The sequence below is a fragment of the Mesoterricola silvestris genome (genome assembly GCF_030295405.1).
GTDB lineage: Bacteria > Acidobacteriota > Holophagae > Holophagales > Holophagaceae > Mesoterricola > Mesoterricola silvestris.
Genome location: NZ_AP027080.1, coordinates 2,677,380 through 2,694,948, shown reverse-complemented (window position 1 = coordinate 2,694,948; position 17,569 = coordinate 2,677,380). Strand labels below are relative to the sequence as shown.

Genomic DNA, 17,569 nt, shown 5'->3' with positions numbered 1-17,569 from the left:
TGAAATCACGATTATTTCTGGAAACATGTAGGATGAATCTCCCCATCTGAGCCCACTGGCCTAAGCCATCCGGAGCCGACATGCCGCTGAACCCCATCACCGTCGTTGACCAAGTGCTTGAGGAGTACCGCAGCTATCTCTCCACCGAGTTCCAGGCCAGGGACCCCCAGCTCCGTGCCTCCCTTGAAGCCGCCCTGAACGAGGCGGGCTTCTTGGCCCAGGAGCCCTTCTTCCAGGCCCACCGCGCCTTCCGCTCCGGAGAGAAGTGGCGGGATCTGGGGCTGGACGCCAAGCTGGCCCAAGTCATGGAGGAGCGCAGCGGCAGCCCCACGGCCTACCTGCATCAGAGTGAGTCACTCATCCACCTGCTGGGGTCGGAAGCCGGCCCCCTGGTGGTCACCACGGGCACAGGCTCCGGCAAGACTGAGTGCTTTCTCCTGCCGGTCATCCAAAACGCCATCGAGGACTCCGCTCGGTTCAATCAGTCCGGGCTTACCGCCATCCTGGTCTACCCTATGAACGCGCTCGCCAACGATCAGGAGGAGCGCATCAGGCAGTATCTGGAGGAGTCGGGACACACCCATGTGAAGGTGGCCCGCTACGACCGGTCGACCAAGGACGAAGAGCGACAAAAGCTGCGGCAGCACCCTCCCCACATCCTGCTGACCAACTACATGATGCTGGAGTACTTGCTGGTTCGGCCCGCCGACCGAGACGCGCTCTTCGCCAACCACCGCTGCCGCTTCGTGGTGCTTGACGAGGTACACACCTACCGGGGCAGCCTGGGCGCCAACATAGCGCTGCTCTTCCGTCGCCTTCTGGCTCACCTTCGCAAGGCCCGTCAAGATTGGGCGGCCGACGATCGCAGCGATCGGCGCCGGTTCCCCGAAGTACTCCCGGTGGCCACATCCGCCACCATCAAGAGTGTTGACGAGACCGGCCGTACGGCGGAAGAAGTGCAGCGCCTGCGCGACGAGGCCGTACGCGAATTCCTCGGGAAACTAACTGGGATTCCGGAAGCCCGGTTTAAGGTGGTCGGTGAGCAGATCTGCGACCTCCTGACCCCCCTGGAGGCTCAGTGGCCGGCCGCGCCAGCCGCTGAACTCACCCTCCGCCTGGAGGACGAGACCGGGCAACGTGCCATTTTGGCCCAGCTTGCCGGGCGCCCCGCAGATGAACCCCTTGCCCAGCTTGCACGGGAGGCCGGAATTTTGTGGTTCCTGAACAGCATGCTGGCCCGCAGGCCCATGTCGGTGACCCAGATCGTGGAGCGCGTCAAGGCCGAGGTGCCAGAGCGCGCCTCCACGGATCCAGAGGTCATTCGACGGGAAGTCTGCGCGGCCCTTCTGGTGGGAGCCGCCCTACCGGATGGCATGCCCGGGGCTCTTCGCTTGCGCGTTCACCGCTTCATTCGCGGCGGCTGGCAGTTTACTCGATGCGTTGATCCTGCCTGCGGACGCCTCTATCCCATGGGCGAGGAGCAGTGTACATGCGGCCGGGCCGCCGCACCCCTTTACCTCTGCCGCTCCTGTGGCGCAGATACCCTGCGTTTCAAGACTGGGCCAGCAGGCCCTGAATCTGAATTGCTTCAACCGAATGCGGATCGCCAGCCCGACGACGAATGGATGCTCTACGACCGCAGGCGCTTGGAGGCCGACGAAGACGAGGGACTGGTTGGCGTCGAGCAGCAGATGCGGAATCGTCCGGTCATGCAGGGCAGCTTCGACCCGGCCACACGGGCTTATTCATCCGATGAAAACCTCTACCCCATGCGTGTCGCCCTTGCGCCCGCCAGGAATCGTTGCCTGGTCTGTGGAGGTACCGCCGGGGCCCGCAACGTCATCACCCCGGTCTCACTGGGCACCTCCGCCGCCGTGCGCGTGATCTCCGAGGGGCTGCTGGAAGGGCTCGCCGTCCAAAACCAGGACCGCCCGGGCCATGACGGGAAGGAGCGCCTGCTCATCTTCTCAGATAGCCGCCAGGACGCGGCCCACCAAGCCCGCTTCATCACCTATTCGGGCCGCTACGACCGCATGAGACGGCGCATCGTGCAGGTCCTGAAACAGCGTCCCAACCAGCAGGCCACCCTGGAAGAGATGCTGACCCAGCTCATGGCCCTGGGCGTGCAGCGTGGCGACAACCCGAATTGTGATGGCTACACCAACGCCAACTACCTTCCGGCCAATGTTCAGGCGAAGGTCAGGGCCTGGGAAGAGGCGCCCCTGCTGGACGATCTCGCAATCAGCACCGGCTACCGAGCCTCGCTGTTCAATCTCGGCCTGGTTGGCGTGCGCTATGACCGCCTGGAGTCTTACGTCCACGAGCAGGGGGAGGAACTCGCCCGCTCGCTGGGCATTTCCACGCACCAACTCCTGTTCCTTTGCCGGTGTCTCCTTGAGGAGATGCGAAAACGCTCTGCACTATCGCGTCCCATGATCTGCTATCACCCCCAGAACCCCAGTTGCCCCGAGGAGTTCAAGGGAGCGGCTGATTGGGAACGTCGTATTAAGAGCCCCGCAGGGTTTGCCTGTGAGGCCAACGGCGCACCCATCGGGTGGTTGGAAAGCAACGCGGTTGAGGACGGTATCACGCTCTCCAATATCTGGCGACGACCCAGGGCCGGTGGACGCGGGCCGAGCCTCGAACGGCAGTATCGTCATCTCCTGAACCGCATGGGTGGGGTCGAGCCGTCCGCTGATGGGCTATTGAGCGTGTTGTCCTTCCTGGCGGCTCCCAACGGACCGCGACCACTCAGGGCCAATCCCCTGCACGGCTTCAGGCGCACGCAGAGTCTGCTTCAGGTGAACGCGGATGCCGTCATCCTGGAAGTGGTCGCCCCTGAGGACCGGTATCGGTGCTCGATCTGCAATGTGCGGATGCCCTGGGTGGTGGATGGCAGCCCCTGTCCGAAGTGTCAGGGCGCCCTGCAGCCGTGGTCTGAGGCGGAGGTCAATAGCAATCGCTACGTCCAGCGGATCCTCAACCCGGACATACTACCCCTAGTGGCTGGAGAGCATACGGCACAGGTCACGGGGGACGATCGCATCGAACTGGAAGACCGATTCAAGGCCCCACCTCCCAGCGTCCCTGTGGCGGAAGGCGACACCCTCCGTTCCACTATCAATGTTCTGGCCTGTTCTCCGACCCTGGAAATGGGCATCGACGTTGGCGGCCTAGATGCCGTCGTGATGAGGAACATCCCGCCCCGCCCAGACAACTACGCCCAGCGTGGTGGTCGGGCCGGGCGACGCACACGCGTCGGCATCGTGCTGGGGTATGCGCGCAGCACCCCCCACGATGGGTATTTCTTTGACAAACCCGCCGAGATGATCGCGGGGGAGGTTCCAGCCCCTGGCGTGGGTTTGGGAAACCGCGACGTGGTGCTCCGCCACCTGCATGCCATGGCCTTCGGCTCCGCGGATCCCGGCCTCTCGGGCCGGATGGGGGATTACATCAACCTCCAGGGCCAGATTGACCAGGCCAAGGTGGATGCTTTGATTGCATCGCTTCGGGCACAATTCCCCCACGCCATTAGCCTCGCACTGGATGCCTGGGGAGAAGACGTTCTGGTCGGAGCGGAACTCGCCACCCGTGAGTCCTTGGAGCAGGTTTTGGAAGCCTTGCCTGCCAAGGTCCAGGACCTGTTTGATCGAACTTCGCTCCAGATTCGGACGCTCCAGGAGGATGTGAGCCGGTGGAACGAACTGGGCGGCCATGCCTATCGTGCGGTTCATGCGCGGGATCTTCAGGAACGCCTGCTTGGGATTCCTTCCCGGAGAAACGGGCAGGAGGCGGATGACCGCAGCAGTGGGCATCCGATGAGGAGGTTCGCCGAGTTCGGCATCCTCCCGGGCTATGAGTTCCCCACCGAGCCCTGCACCCTCCGTCTTCTGGGCGACGACCACGAAGAAGACCCCCTTTCCGTGGCCCGGCGGTTTGGCATCGCCCAATTCCAGCCAGATGCCTTGGTCCATGCCCGAGGCCACCGCTGGAAGGTGGTTGGGCTGGATCTGTCCTCCCCATGGAACCCCAAGTCCCAGGACCCGGATTGGGTCTATGTCCGCTGCCGCCGGTGCGGTCTGCGCTTCGATCATCAGACTCCGGCATGCCCCCGCTGCGGCGATGACGACCCGGTGGATGGCGGGCGAGGCGGGTACCCCGGCCATGCCTTCGGTGGATTCCTGGCGATCCGCCAGGACACGCCTGTCCTGGAAGAAGAGGATCGGTTCTCCATTGCTTCGCTCGTGACCTGCCACCCACAGCGTGATGGCCGCGTAATGTCCAGGTATCGCCTGGTGTCGGGTTGGATTGCCGAGCTTCGCTTCTCGGAGACCGTCAGGTGGGTCAACGAATGGAAGCCCCCTTCGGCGTCCGATCGGGCCACAGGGAAGCCCCTGTTGCATGAGGCCGCTCGAGGGTTCTATCTCTGCCCAAGCTGTGGAAGGAACCTCACGGTTCCGGATGCCCAGAACAACAACGGCGCCCGAAGACGTCCCAGGCGCGGGGAGGATCGAGATCCATTCGAGCACGCCAGAGGCTGCCAGTTGGCGGGACAACCGCCAATGCCCCGCGCGATCACCACCGCGGTTCCCGCGACCACACTGCGTATCACGGTCCTGCTCCCCCGACAGTTTGAAGAACCCGAATACAAGCGCTGGGGCCTGTCCCTGGGGTATGCCCTTCGAACCGGCCTCCGGCAGCTTTACCTGCTCGACGGCCCGGAAATCGAGTTCGAACTGGAACCCATGTGGGACGAACGGGATGAGGGCGGAGTCCGGAGGCTCGGGGCGCTTACCTTCATCGACCCCGCCGTGGGTGGCAGCGGCTTCCTGGATCGATGCGCGGATGACCTCCACCTGATCGCCGGCAGGGCCATCGAGCACCTGGATCACCCCCGCTGCGAGACAGCCTGTTACCGATGTCTGAAGTCCTACGCCAACCAGCGGCACCACATGCATCTATCTTGGCCGCACATCATGCCGGACCTCGAGGCTCTGGCCTCAGAGGCTCCCACGCGTCTTTCTCCTGAACTTGGGGACGCCAATGATCCCCGTCCATGGTTAGAAGCCTACGATTCGGGCGTTGGTTCCCCGCTCGAGCTGAAGTTCCTCCGGCTCTTCCAACAACATGGCCTGGATGTAGAGAAGCAAGTCCCTGTTGCCCCCGATAGCGTAGGCGCACCAATAAGCTCGGCGGACTTTCGGGTGAAGGACTCTAAAATTCTGATCTACGTTGATGGTGCCGCTTTCCATACCGGGAATAGGCTTCGCCGGGATCGAGCCATTCGGGAACGGCTTCAGAAAGGGGCTATCGGCTGGATTATCGTCGAACTTCGGGCGGTAGATTTAGGAAGAGGGGAGGCCCTTGTCGAGGACCTTCTTGGGATGGTGAAAAACGATTCCGGCCGTTAGTAGAGAAGAAGGCAATTGTAATTGAGTGAAAATGCAGTCAAAAATCAATAACATCAATTATTTCAGCTGGATTACCCCCTTGCTAGAGGGGTAGTGGTAGCTATATGACAAGCCGACGCTGGGCGACCTGTGGATCAGTGCATGGTCCCGGGCTCAAAGTCGGCCGGGTCAGGCCGATTCCTCCCCCCTCAGGTGGGCAGGCAGGTATTCCGGGCTGAGGCTTTTCAAGAAGGCCAGGGCGCTTTCCCGGTCCGGTTTGAATTCTAGTTTGCTCTGGTAGAACCTCATTCTGCTTCGGCATTCTTCGATGATTTCGGCCCAGGTCTTGGCCCAGATCTGCACGTTGAGGTCGTCATAGTTTTCCACCAGGCCCCTTGGCCTATCTTTCTGCTTGGCTTTACGACGAATGTCCTCCGTCATTTCGTTGGAAATGGCCAGGAAGCGCCATCGGACCTTGGCTTGGTGGAATCGCTCGTCCCCGGCGACAGCTTGGGCATACCTGTCGACCTGCTCCATGACCTTTCTGTCGATCGCGACCTTTGGTCGCTTGAGTTCGATGATGAGGTGCTCGAGTTCGTCCTCCTGGTGATGGATATAGCCGGAAACCATGAGGTCAATGATTCCGGGGCTCTTCCCATCGGCCGTCAACACCGGGTCAGGGTTCCTTTGGTTCCTGCCCAGCATCTGGATGTGTTTGTCCAGGACCCTGTTCAGATGCTGGTCCGAAACCGAAAGGGAATAGGATTCCCCGAAAATCCAAGTGTTTCGCTCGATGAGCTTGTGGAGCTGGGACCGTTCCTTTAGGCCCTTCCGGCTCCTCTTTTCGAACAGGATGCAGTCCAGCCCGTCCAGGAAATGGAGGCGGTCGGTGATCGTCTTGGATGCGCTGATGATGGCCGACAACTGGGTCCTGCTGAGGAGTTCCGCAAACTCTTCCTGCTGTTCCTTCGTGAGCCCGAGCACCTCGCGAAGAATTGTCGTCAAGGCGTCTGGATTGCTGTTGAGCGCCTCCTTGATGAGCCTGTAAGAAAGCTTCCTGCTCTTGCTGGAGTTGCTTTCGAAATCGGGTAAGGCGCGGTGGACGCGGACCGCGCATTCGTCGAACACGCGTCTTTCCAGCGCCTCGCCCACAGATTGGGGCGGGGCCGAATAGGGATAGACCTTGTCCTTCTTGAGCCGCTCAAGCAAGGCCGCGTCCTCGGTCTTGCACTTCTCTTCAAGGTGCTCCTGTAGTTTGGCTACGACGGCGGCTTCCAGGGCCACACCAAGTTCATGCGACCTATACAACTCAATCTGTCTCAGCCGGTCCAATTCCTGCAGCCACGGAGAACGGACATAGACGGTGACATTTGCTCCTGCACCGCGAAGCCCTGTGGGGTGGTTGTGCAGGGTGAAGCCCTTCTCGTTGCAAAGGAATATCTCCCTTTCCGTTTTGAATGCCCATTCCACGACATCCAGGTGAACCGAGGTGGCGTTTCCTTTGCCGTCATCCACGAGCAGGTCATAGGTGTAGGCACCAAGAATTACCTTGGAGGGATCCAATTTGTGGCCATTCACCTCGATGGTCGGATCCCCAGGGTACTGTCTGAGGTACAGGGCGAAAATCTTATGGAGCTTCTCGATGGCCTCATCCTTCTTGAGCCCCCTGACGGTCGAGTGGATCTGATCGATGATGAGCGTCGTCCCGGTCTTGCCGGAAGCCGGTTCGAAGTCGGTGTAGCTGAAATCCCGCGGCGAATTCCTTTTTCCGAAGATGCTGTATTTCAGCAGCTTCCCATCGATGGCCCTGAACTTGGTCCGCCATTCAACCAGGTGCCCAAGGGCAAATGATTGGTACCGTCCTTGCCCGGATTCCCCATGCAGCATCCGGGCTTTCCCGCGGGTGGTGGTGGCGAGCCTTTTCCATGACTTCCCAAGCTTGACGAATCCGGTCTGAAGATCCTGCTCATTGATGCCTTCCCCATCGTCCGTGATGAGAATGCGGCTGATCCTGCCGGACCCGTCGGCCTCCTCGAACTGGACACGCACGGTGGACGCATCCGCATCCACGGCGTTCCAGATGAGCTCCGCGAGGGCATTAAGGGGGGTGGCTCCCATGAACTTGCCAAGGGCTTCGTCCTGGACCTCCACGTGGAGGCTATGCATCGTCATGGCCACTCCTGGTTGTGCGGGGACGTGCTTCAGGATAGCGGATTTACGCTTGGACGGTCGGGCCCTTTGCCCATCCATCCCCTTGGACCGGCTATAAAAGCCACTCCCTGAAAAACCCTACGCTCAGACCCTACGCTTGGGGGAATTCGCCGAAAACTGGCGCACCTAAGTGTTGAACGAAACCGGACAGAAAAAGGCCCCGAAACCTAGTGGTGTCAGGGCTTTCTTACGTGTGGTGGCTGGGCGCGGACTCGAACCGCGGACCTAGGGATTATGAGACCCTCGCTCTAACCACCTGAGCTACCCAGCCGAAGGAGCTAGTCTAGCGTGTCCGCGCGCCAAAATCCACGATGGATTTCGGGACGGCCAGGACCCGTTCGTAGACCTCCTCGTACTGGTCCACGATGGGCTTCTCCTCGAAGGTCTCCAGGGCGCGGGTCTGGGCGGAGAGGCCCATGCGCTTGCGGAGGGCGGGGTCGCGCAGGAGGGTGAGGGCGTCCTCGGCCATGGCGTCCACGTCGCCCAGGGGCTCCAGGTAGCCGTCCACGCCGTGGCGGACCACCTCGGGGAGGCCGCCCACGCGGCTGGCGATGACGGGGACGCGGTGGGCCATGGCTTCCAGGGCGGCCAGGCCGAAGCTTTCGGTGCCGCTGGGGAGCAGGAAGACGTCCGAACAAGCGAGGACGGTGTCGATGTCCAGTTGCTTGCCGGTGAAGCGCACGCGGTCGGCGAAGCCCTGGTCCCGGGCGTAGGCCTCGGCCTCGGCCCGGTCGGGGCCGTCGCCCACCATGACGAGGAAGGCGGGGTGCTCGCGCTGCACCCGCTCGAAGGTCCTCATGACGTCCATGACCCGCTTGACGGGGCGGAAATTGGAGATGTGGGTGAGGATGGAGGTGCCGGCGGGGCACAGCCACTTGCGGCACCCGGCGTTGGGGTCGGAGGGGGCGGTGACGAAGTTGGGGATGACGTCGATGGGGCGGTCCACCTTGAAGGTGCGGTAGGTCTCGTCCCGCAGGTACTCGGACACGGACGTGACGGCGTCGCTTTCCCGGATGGCCAGCTTCACCATGGACAGGTAGCTGGGGTCCGAACCCACGACGGTGATGTCGGTGCCGTGGAGGGTGGTGACCACCTTGAGCCGGCCCCCCAGGGCCATGCGGGCCAGGAGCGCCGCCGAGGCGTGGGGGATGGCGTAGTGGGCGTGCATGATCTGCAGGTCGTGGTGCTCGGCCACGTCGGCCATCTTGGAGGCCAGGGCGATGGAATAGGGCGCCGCCTCGAAGAGGGGGTAGGTGCTGGCCGTCACCTCGTGGAACATGATCCGGTCCTCGAAGCCCAGGAGCCGGGGGGGCACCGTGGGGCTGAGGAGGTGCACCTCATGGCCCCGGGCGGCAAGGGCCTTGCCCACCTCCGTGGCCACCACGCCAGAACCGCCGAACGTCGAATAGCAGGAGATTCCGATTCGCATCTGACGGTTGTACTGCAGTTCTCCCCAATTGTCCAAGGGGACGCCGGAACCGGTTCCGATTATCATGGCAAGGAAAGGTCCCCCTGCCCATGCTCCTCGTCATCGTGGCCGACAAGCTCATCTTCCTGCTCTCGATGCTCATCATCATCACGAGCATCCTTTCCTGGTTCCAGCCGGACCCCAGGAATCCGATCGTGCGCCTGCTCCACGGCATCGTGGATCCCCTCCTCCACCCCATCCGGACCCTGCTGCCCACTTCCATGGGCATGGACTTCAGCCCCATGGTGGCCATCCTGATCCTCTACGCCCTGCAGGCCCTCCTGCAGAAGAGCGTCCTCTCCTAGGAGCGCCCATGAAATTCACGCCCTTGGACATCCAACGCCGGGAATTCGAGAAGGGGTTCCGGGGCCTGGAGGAAGGGGAAGTGCGGGCCTTCCTGCTGGAGGTGGCCGGGGAATGGGAGGAGCTCCAGATGGAGAACTCCCGCCTGCGCACCGAGATCCTGGACCTGCGGGAGCACCTGAAGCAGTACCAGGACCAGGACCGGATCTTCCGGGAGACGCTGCTCAACGCCCAGCGCACCAAGGAGGAGATCCTGGACGCGGTGAACCGGGAGAAGGCCCTCATCCTGCGGGAGGCCGATTTCAAGGCCGACGAGCTGCTGCGGGACGCCATGACCAAGTCCCAGGAGATGGACGCGGCCCTGCGGGGCCTGAAGCTGGAGCGGGTGCGGTTCCTCCAGGACATGGATTCCCTCCTGGCCCGCACCCGGCGCTTCCTCCAGGAGGAGGCCCCGGAGATCTTCCCCCCGGCCGAGGCCACCCGCAGGCTCGAGGAGAAGGACGCCGCGAAGATCGACCAGCTCGCCGCCCAGCCTCCGCCCCGTCCTGCCAAGACCGGCTTCGGCGCGGACGGCGCCTAACCTTTCCATCCCCGTCCGTCCCCGTGCATCCCCGGCAGAACCTTGCGAGGGTGTGTCGCCACGTTGGGATCCGGGGACGACATGACCATCCCTTCGGCTTCGGCGTGGGCGCCGGCAGAAATGGGTCGGGGCCAATGGGTGGAAGCACAGGCCCAAGGACCAGGTGAGAGCTGTCCGTCGCTGCGGGCCTGGCCCGCAGCGACGAACCGGGGCGAAGGTCCGGGACACGCACGACGACGCGGCCGGGAGCTTCGCTTCTCCGATCAGAGTCCCAGCAGGGCCCTGGCCTCGGTCTCCATGCGGTCCAGCAGGGCCGCGTCGGTGCGGCTCTGGAGGTACACCTTCAGCTTGGGCTCCGTGCCGCTGGGGCGGAAGGCGGCGAAGGCGCCGGATTCCAGGCGGAACTTCAGGACGTTGGAGGGGTCCATGCGCCGGGCCTTGGCGGGGTTCGTGGGGCGGTCCAGGATGGGCTCCACCTTGCCGGCGCCGTGCCATTCGCCGGACTGGAAGTCCTCCCAGGAGACCACCTTTTCGCCCGCGAAGGCGGTGAGGCCGGCGGCGCGGATGCGGGTCATGGCCTCGGCGAAGCGCACGGCCCCTCCGGGGCGGGGATCCTCCAGGTTCACCAGGCGGTTGTGGAAGGTGCCGATGCGGGCCTTGAGGGCCTCCACGGCCTCGTAGGGGCCCATGCCCTGGGCCTTGTAGTGGCCCACCATCTCGGCCACCACCAGGGCGGCGAGGACGCCGTCCTTGTCGCGCATCTGGTCGCTCAGCTGCATGCCGAAGGATTCCTCGGCGCTGTAGGCGTAGGTCTCGCCGTTCTTCCCGAGGATATCCATGCACAGGGCGATGTTCTTGAAGCCGGTGAGGGTCCACATGACTTCCAGGCCGTGGCGGCGGCCCACTTCGGCCAGGAGGTCGGAGGTGACCACGGTGGTCACCAGGACGCCCTTGAGGCGCTTCTGGGTGCAGAGGTGATCCAGGGTGAGGGCGGCCAGGTCGTTGCCGCTCATGAGCTCCCAGGCGCCGTTGCGGGGGGCCACGAGGCCGATGCGGTCCGCGTCGGGGTCGTTGGCGAGGATCACGTCGGCCCCGGCCTTGGCGGCGTCGGCCAGGGGGGCCTTGTAGGCGGCGATCTCCTCGGGGTTGGGCCGGGGGGCGGTGGGGAAGGTGCCGTCCTGCACGGCCTGGCTCGCGCAGATCTCCAGGGGGAGGCCGGCGCGCTTGAAGAGCTCGGGCACGAAGGCGATGCCGGTGCCGTGGAAGGGGGTGTAGAGGACCTTGGCGGGCTTGAACCCGGCGGGGCGGGTCATGAGCTCCAGGCCCAGGGCCAGGTAGCCCTCCTCCAGCTCGGCGGGGATGGGCACGATGCGGGCGTCGCCCTCGGCCGGGGGCGGCTCGGGCACCAGGGGGAAGGAGGCCATGGCGGCTTCCACGTCGGTGTCCCAGGGGCTCACCACCTGGGCGCCCTTGTCGTCATAGGCTTTGTAGCCGTTGTATTCCTTGGGGTTGTGCGAAGCGGTGATGATGATGCCGCAGGCGGTTCCCAGCTTGCGCATGGCGTAGCAGAGGAAGGGCGTGGGCAGGGGGCGGCTGCCCAGGTACACCTGGTAGCCGGCGGCGGCCAGCACCCGCGCGGCTTCCCGCGCGAAGACGTCGGACTGCAGGCGGGTGTCGAAGCCGACCAGGGCCGTGCGGGCCTGGGGGGCCCGGGCCTTGGCCACCTGGGCCAGGGCCAGGGTGGTGCGGCGGACGTTGGGCTTGTTCATGCGGCGCAGGCCTGCGGCCATGATGCCCCGCAGGCCGCCGGTGCCGAAGGCGAGCGGTTCGAAGAAGCGGTCGTTGACTTCCACCAGGGCCCCGGCGTCGCCCTTTTCGGCGGCCTGGACCAGGGGTTCCAGTTCGGCCCGGAGTTCGGGTTCGAGGTGGGGAAAGGCTAGGTATTGACGGGCTGCGGCTATGGACATCGGATCCTCTGAATTAGGCACCGACTACCTTATCATGCCCCGCCAAGGCTCATGTCCGACAGGAGGAGGGAGACGCCCGCGCTGCTGCCGTACCAGTGGAGATCGTCGCCCACCGCGGCGATGCGGGTGAGGAAATCCCGCAGGTTGCCCGCGAAGGTCATGCGGTCCACGCTCTCGGCCAGCTCCCCACCGCGGATGCGGATGCCCGAGGCGCCCACGCTCAGGTCGCCGGAGACGGGGTCCACGGTGTGGAGGCCCATGAGCTCGGTGATCAGGACGCCGTCCCCGGCCATGCGGTACAGCTGCGAAGGCGCGGTGTCGCCCTTTTCCGGGAAGAGGTTGAAGGTGGAGACGCCGGGGTTGCTGCCCGTGCCGCGGCCGGCGGTGCCGGTGGGGGCCACGCCCATTTCGGCGGCGGTCTTGAGGGTGTGGAGGTAGGTGCCCAGGACGCCCTTCTCGATGAGGACGTTGCGCCGGGTGGGCAGGCCCTCCCCGTCCCAGGGCTCGGAACCCAGGCCAGCCGGGAGCCGGCCGTCGTCCACCAGGGTGAGCAGGGGGGAGGCGATGGCTTCGCCCAGCCGGCCCGCGAAGAGGCTCCGGCCCTTGAGCACGGCCTCGGCCGAGAGCATCCCAGCCACGATGCCCAGGATGTCCACGGTCACCTCGGGGTGGAGCACCACGTTGAAGCGGCCCGCGTCCATCTGGGCGGGGTTGAGCTTGCGCTCCCCCTTGCGGGCGGCCTCGGCGCCGATGGCGGCCAGGTCCAGGGCGCCGGGGTGGCGGCCCATGTCCCAGTGCCAGGAGGCCTGGCGGTCCCCGCCCTCCTCCACGGCCAGTTCGATGGCCGCGGAGCAGGAGGAGCCCAGGTCGTAGGCCCGCACCCCGCGCTGGGTCAGGAGCAGGGTGGCCCCGTCGCCGTCGGCCCAGGACGCGTCCCGCACCGCCACCACCTTGGACGAGGCCCTGCGGGCCTGGGCTTCCAGTTCCAGGGCCCGGCGGATGCGCTCCTCGGGGGTGAGCGCGGCGCCCCGGGGATCGTGGCGCGGGGGCAGGTCGTCCACGCCGGAGGGGGAGGCCTGGCGGATCCAGGGGTCCTCGTCCCCCAGGGCCGAAAGCTCCCAGGCCTGGGCGAACAGGTCGGTGAAATCGGCGCGGCCCAGGTCGGTGGTGGTGGCGATGCCGGTGCGCACGCCCTTGGCGCCGGGGCGCAGGACGCGCACGCCCAGGCCTCCGCGCTTGCTGGTGGTGAGGTCCTCCAGGGCGCCGTTCTGCACCTTGGCGCGCCGGGAGCGGGAGACGCTCACGAAGGCCTCGGCCCCTTCGGCCCCCAGGGCCAGGGCGGAGCGGATGCCGGCCTGGAGCCGCTCCTCGAGGGAATCGGAAATGTAGGACTGGAACAGGGCGGGATCGGTCATCAGGGTAGGGCCTCTTTGAGGGCTTTCTGGTGGGCCTGGTAGGTCTGGGCGTTGAAGCAGACCATGAAGACCTGGGCGGGGAGCTCGTTGGCGTCCAGGAAGCCCAGGATCGCCTTCACGGCCACCGGGGCGGCCACCTCCAGGGGGATCTGGGGCTGGATGCCGGAGCCGATGCTGGGGAAGGCCACGGACCGGATGCCGTGGGCCTTGGCCAGGGTGAGGGCGCTCACGTAGCAGGAGGCCAGGATCTCGGTCTCGGCGCCGCCGCCGTCCTGCCAGGTGGGGGCGACGGTGTGGATGACGTAGGGGGAGGCCAGGTTGTGGCCCCCGGTCAGGCGGGCCTCGCCCGGGGGGCAGTCGCCCACCCCCTGGCATTCGGCCTCCAGGCCGGGGCCCGCGGCGCGGTGGATGGCCACGTGCACGGGGCCCCCCGCCGCCAGGGTCTCGTCAGTGGAGTTCACCACCGCCTCGGTGTCCATGGCCGTGATGTCGCCCAGCTGGAGCTTCAGACGCGAAACCATGGACGCTCCTAGATGACGCTGGGAAAGGGTTCGGCGGTGCCGCCCACCACCAGGGCGGGGCAGAGGATGGTGGGCAGGGCGTCCGAGACGGGAACGCCCTGGCCGTCCTTGCCGCAGGTGCCGATGTCGAAGTGGTCCAGGTCCCGCCCGATGCGGGTGATCTCCTTGAGCACCGTGGGCCCGCAGCCCGTGAGGGTGGCGTTGCGCACGGGGTGGCGCACGACGCCGCCTTCCACCCAGTACCCTTCGGTGACCTGGAAGACGAAGTTGCCCGTGACCGTGTCCACCTGGCCTCCGCCCATGTGCTTGACCAGGAGCCCCCGGTCCAGGTCCTTGAGGATGGCCTGGGGGTCCTCCTGGCCCGGGGCCAGGAAGGTGTTGCGCATGCGGGGGATGGGGATGTGGCGGTAGTTCTCCCGGCGGCCGTTGCCCGTGGGCTCCACGCCCATCCTGCGGGCGGTCTTGCGGGACTGGAGGTAGGACTTGAGCACGCCGTTCTCGATGAGCACCACCCGCTGGGCGGCGCGGCCCTCGTCGTCGCAGGCCGAGGACCCGCGCTTGTGGGGCAGGGTGCCGTCGTCGATGATCGTGACGGAGTCGGCGGCCACCTTCTGGCCCAGCTTGCCGGAGAAGGCGCTCACCCCGGCCAGGGCCAGGTCGGCCTCCAGTCCGTGGCCGCAGGCCTCGTGGATCATGGTGCCCCCCGCGGAGGAGGAGAGGATCACGGGGAAGGTGCCGGCGGGGGCGGGCTGGGCGTCCAGGGCCTGGATGGCCAGGCGCACCGCCTCGTGCACCGTGCGCTCCACCTCCTGGGAGTGGAACAGCTCGAAGCCCCGGGTCTGGCCCAGGGCCTGGTACCCGGTCTGGAGCAGGTCCCCGGCCCCGGCGGTGACGTTGACGCGCAGGACGCTCTGGATGCGGCGGTCCTCGGTGAGGGTGGCGCTCCAGGCCCCGTCCACGCGCTCGGCGGAGGCGATCCACACGCTCTGGGTGCTGTCCCCGTAGCCCACGGCCACCTGGCGCAGGGCGCCGGGACGCAGGGCCTCCGCGCGCCGGCGGGCGATGTACTCGGCCCGGCGCACCAGGTCGACCTTCTCGGGCAGGGGCACCGCGGTGGGTTCCCGCTCGATGGGGCTGGGCTTGGGCAGGAGCTGGGGGACCAGCTCGGGGATCTCCGCGGCCACCCCGGCGCCGGGGGCGGCCAGGGTGTGGGCCGCGTCCAGCAGCTCCTCGGCGGTGGGGGCGATGAGGTCGGCGAACCGGGTGGTCTCCCCGTCCATGAGCCGCAGGCCCACGCCGAAGGTCTCGCCCGCGGCCACGTCCTCCATGCGCCCGTCGTCCATGCCCAGGCCGCAGGCGCGGCGGTGCTCCACGAAGATCTCCCCGTAGTCGCCGCCCCGGCCCAGCAGGGCCTCCAGGACGGCGCGCAGCTGGGCGGGGTCGAAGGGGGCCGCCATGGGCGGGCGCCACTTGCGGCTGCGGGCGGTCTTCCAGTGGGCCAGGAGGTTCTCCTCGGCCCGGTGCAGGGACTCGTCCAGGTCGCGGCCGTCGTTGTGGAAGACCTGGTCGGCGTGCAGGAGCTTCTCGGCCCCGGCGCTCTGGGCGTAGATGCGGTCCATGGCCCGGGCCGTGTCCAGGCCGTCGCGCTCCATGAGGCGCTTGAGGCGGATCTCCTCCGGGGCGTCCACCACCCACAGGGCGTCGAAGATGTGGGCCTGCCCCCGCTCCACCCACAGGGCCGCGTCCAGCACCACGCCCTTGACGTCGGCGGGCAGCGCGCGCAGCTTGTCCGAAAGCCGGGTCTCGATGAGGGGGTGGAGGATGGCCTCCACCCGCTCCCGGTTGGCGGGATCGGAGAACACCAGTCCGGCCATCTTCTCCCGGTCCAGGGTGCCGGCCTCGCCCAGGATGCCCGCGCCGAAGGCCTGCACCAGGGCGGCCAGGCCCGGGGTGCCGGGCTCCACCACCTCGCGGGCCACCTGGTCGGCGTTGATGATCTCCCAGCCCAGGACTTTCAGGCGCTTGGATGCATAGGTCTTGCCGGCGGCGATGCCCCCCGTGAGACCCACGACGGGGTAGGGGGCCTCCACCAGGCGCTTGTTCAAGGTTGTCATGGTCGTGCTCCGGGCATTTCGGGCGCCCCGGGCGGCCTACGCCCTGGGGGTGCCTGCCATTATGCCCATTTTTAGCGCCGCCGTGCGTATCTCCAGGCGTTGAGCAGGACGCACCCGGCGTAGAAGGCCGTGAACAGGTGCAGGGCGCGCTGGGGCGCGCCCGCGTCCACCTGGATCCGGAAGATCGCCGGCACCAGGAAGCTGCCGTAGGCGGCGATGGCCGAGATCCAGCCCACGGTGGGCGCGGCCATGCCGGGTTCGGTGACGTGGGGCGCCATCTGGAACACGGCCCCGTTGCCCAGGCCCGTGGCCACGAAGAGCAGGAGGAAGAGGCCCAGGAAGGGCGGGAAGAAGGCCTCGGGGGCGGGGGCCCCCTGGGCCAGCACCACGCAGCGCGCCACGCCCAGGGCCCCCAGGGCCATGAGCACGAAGGAGAGCTGGGCCACGTGGCTGCCCTTCCATTTGTCGGCCAGCCAACCGCCCACGGGCCGGAAGAGGCTGCCCACCAGGGGCCCCAGCCAGGCGTAGGCCATGGCCCGGGGCGCGTGGGCGTTCACCAGGCCGTTCGGGAGCCGGCCGAAGACCACGTTGATGAGGAGGGGCAGGGCCCCGCTGAAACCGATGAAGCTGCCGAAGGTGCCCAGGTACAGCACCGTCAGCCCCCAGGTGTCCGGCTTGCGGAACAGCGCGAACTGGGTCCTGAGCCGCTCCCGCACCCGCCCCGGGATGAGCTTGAGCAGCCCCAGGGAGGCCAGGATGGTCCCCAGCAGCACCCCCACTTGGGCCCCCAGGCCCAGCCTGAAGGCCAGCAGCAGCCACACCCCCGCCGCCGACACCGCCAGCCCCAGCGCGTGCAGCCCCAGGATCCGGAGGAGGGCCGGCCCCAGGGGCTCGGCGTCCTGCCCCGGCAGGTTGTCCATGAACGCCCACGCGGCCCCCGTGAGGAGCACCAGCACCGGCACCCACACCAGGGCCCCGTTGGCCAGGTAGAGGGGAGGCCTCCCCCCCAGGGCCCCGAACAGGCCCACGCCGATGATGGACGGGATCACCAGCTGCATGACGCTGACCCCCAGGTTCCCCAGCCCTCCGTTGAGCCCCAGGGCCGTCCCCGCCAGCCGCTTCGGGAAGAACCCCGGCACGTTGGCCATGCTGGAGGCGAAGTTCCCCCCGCCGATGCCCGAGAGCGTCGCCAGGACGGCGAAGGTGGAAAACGGCGTATGCACGTCCCTCAGCGCCAGCCCCGCCCCCAGGGCCGGCACCACCAGCAGCCCCGTGGTCACGGCGACCGTGTTCCTCCCCCCCGCCAGGGGCACCAGGAAGGCGCTGGGAATCCGCAGGGTGGCCCCCGAGAGCCCCGCGATGCTGATGAGCGTGAAGAGTTGCGCGGGCGAGAACGGGAACCCCGCGTCCCTCATGCGCACCGCGAGGATGGACCAGAACATCCACACCGAGAAGGCCACGAGCAGGGCCGGGATGGAGACCGCGAGATTCCGCCAGGCCACGGACCGGTTCCCGGCCTCCCAGGCGACGGGATCCTCCGGATCCCAGGATGCGATTTTCGGCATTCGTTCTCCTATGCTCTTCCCGGCGCGGGGAGAAG

Annotated in this window: 10 protein-coding genes and 1 tRNA gene; 3 read left to right on the top strand and 8 right to left on the bottom strand. The window is 66.6% G+C overall.

What is annotated here, in order from left to right; translation table 11 throughout:
* Positions 1-80: 80 nt before the first annotated feature.
* Positions 81-5,411 (top strand): DEAD/DEAH box helicase, encoded by a 5,331-nt coding sequence (locus tag R2J76_RS11715; RefSeq protein WP_316411775.1) that lies wholly within the window; start codon positions 81-83, stop codon positions 5,409-5,411.
* A 168-nt stretch (positions 5,412-5,579) separates the two neighbouring features.
* On the opposite strand, the gene R2J76_RS11710 is transcribed toward R2J76_RS11715, so the two are convergent.
* The 3 genes from R2J76_RS11710 to bshA all read right to left on the bottom strand — a co-directional run bounded on the left by R2J76_RS11710 (position 5,580) and on the right by bshA (position 9,030).
* Positions 5,580-7,562: an ATP-binding protein gene (locus tag R2J76_RS11710; protein ID WP_316411774.1), complete on the bottom strand. Its 1,983-nt coding sequence runs from the start codon at positions 7,560-7,562 to the stop codon at positions 5,580-5,582.
* Between the two features lie 233 nt (positions 7,563-7,795).
* Positions 7,796-7,872 (bottom strand) — tRNA-Met (locus R2J76_RS11705).
* A gap of 12 nt (positions 7,873-7,884) precedes the next feature.
* Positions 7,885-9,030 carry an N-acetyl-alpha-D-glucosaminyl L-malate synthase BshA gene (gene bshA, locus R2J76_RS11700; protein ID WP_316411773.1) on the bottom strand — a complete coding sequence of 382 codons (1,146 nt, stop codon included), beginning with the start codon at positions 9,028-9,030 and terminating at the stop codon, positions 7,885-7,887.
* Positions 9,031-9,119: 89 nt separating this feature from the next.
* On the opposite strand from bshA, the gene R2J76_RS11695 reads away from it, so the two are divergent.
* Both R2J76_RS11695 and R2J76_RS11690 read left to right on the top strand, forming a co-directional pair.
* Positions 9,120-9,374 carry a YggT family protein gene (locus R2J76_RS11695; protein WP_316411772.1) on the top strand — a complete coding sequence of 85 codons (255 nt, stop codon included), beginning with the start codon at positions 9,120-9,122 and terminating at the stop codon, positions 9,372-9,374.
* Between the two features lie 8 nt (positions 9,375-9,382).
* Positions 9,383-9,952, top strand: coding sequence for a DivIVA domain-containing protein (locus tag R2J76_RS11690; protein WP_316411771.1), 570 nt, complete (start codon positions 9,383-9,385; stop codon positions 9,950-9,952).
* Between the two features lie 263 nt (positions 9,953-10,215).
* Here the strand turns inward: R2J76_RS11690 and R2J76_RS11685 are convergent, their stop codons facing one another.
* From R2J76_RS11685 to R2J76_RS11665, 5 genes are all read right to left on the bottom strand, one after another.
* A complete protein-coding gene (locus R2J76_RS11685; RefSeq protein WP_316411770.1) occupies positions 10,216-11,919 on the bottom strand; it encodes a phospho-sugar mutase in 1,704 nt (567 codons plus the stop codon).
* Positions 11,920-11,951: 32 nt separating this feature from the next.
* The gene (locus R2J76_RS11680; RefSeq protein ID WP_316411769.1) at positions 11,952-13,334 is read right to left on the bottom strand and encodes a TldD/PmbA family protein; all 1,383 of its coding nucleotides are present in this window, start codon (positions 13,332-13,334) and stop codon (positions 11,952-11,954) included.
* On the bottom strand, positions 13,334-13,855 hold the full coding sequence (locus R2J76_RS11675) for a macro domain-containing protein (RefSeq protein ID WP_316411768.1): 522 nt from the start codon (positions 13,853-13,855) through the stop codon (positions 13,334-13,336). Before R2J76_RS11675 ends, R2J76_RS11680 begins: the two co-directional genes overlap by 1 nt.
* Positions 13,856-13,863: 8 nt before the next feature.
* On the bottom strand, positions 13,864-15,969 hold the full coding sequence (coaE, locus tag R2J76_RS11670; RefSeq protein ID WP_316411767.1) for a dephospho-CoA kinase: 2,106 nt from the start codon (positions 15,967-15,969) through the stop codon (positions 13,864-13,866).
* 71 nt (positions 15,970-16,040) lie between these two features.
* Positions 16,041-17,534 carry an MFS transporter gene (locus R2J76_RS11665; protein WP_316411766.1) on the bottom strand — a complete coding sequence of 498 codons (1,494 nt, stop codon included), beginning with the start codon at positions 17,532-17,534 and terminating at the stop codon, positions 16,041-16,043.
* Positions 17,535-17,569: the final 35 nt, after the last annotated feature.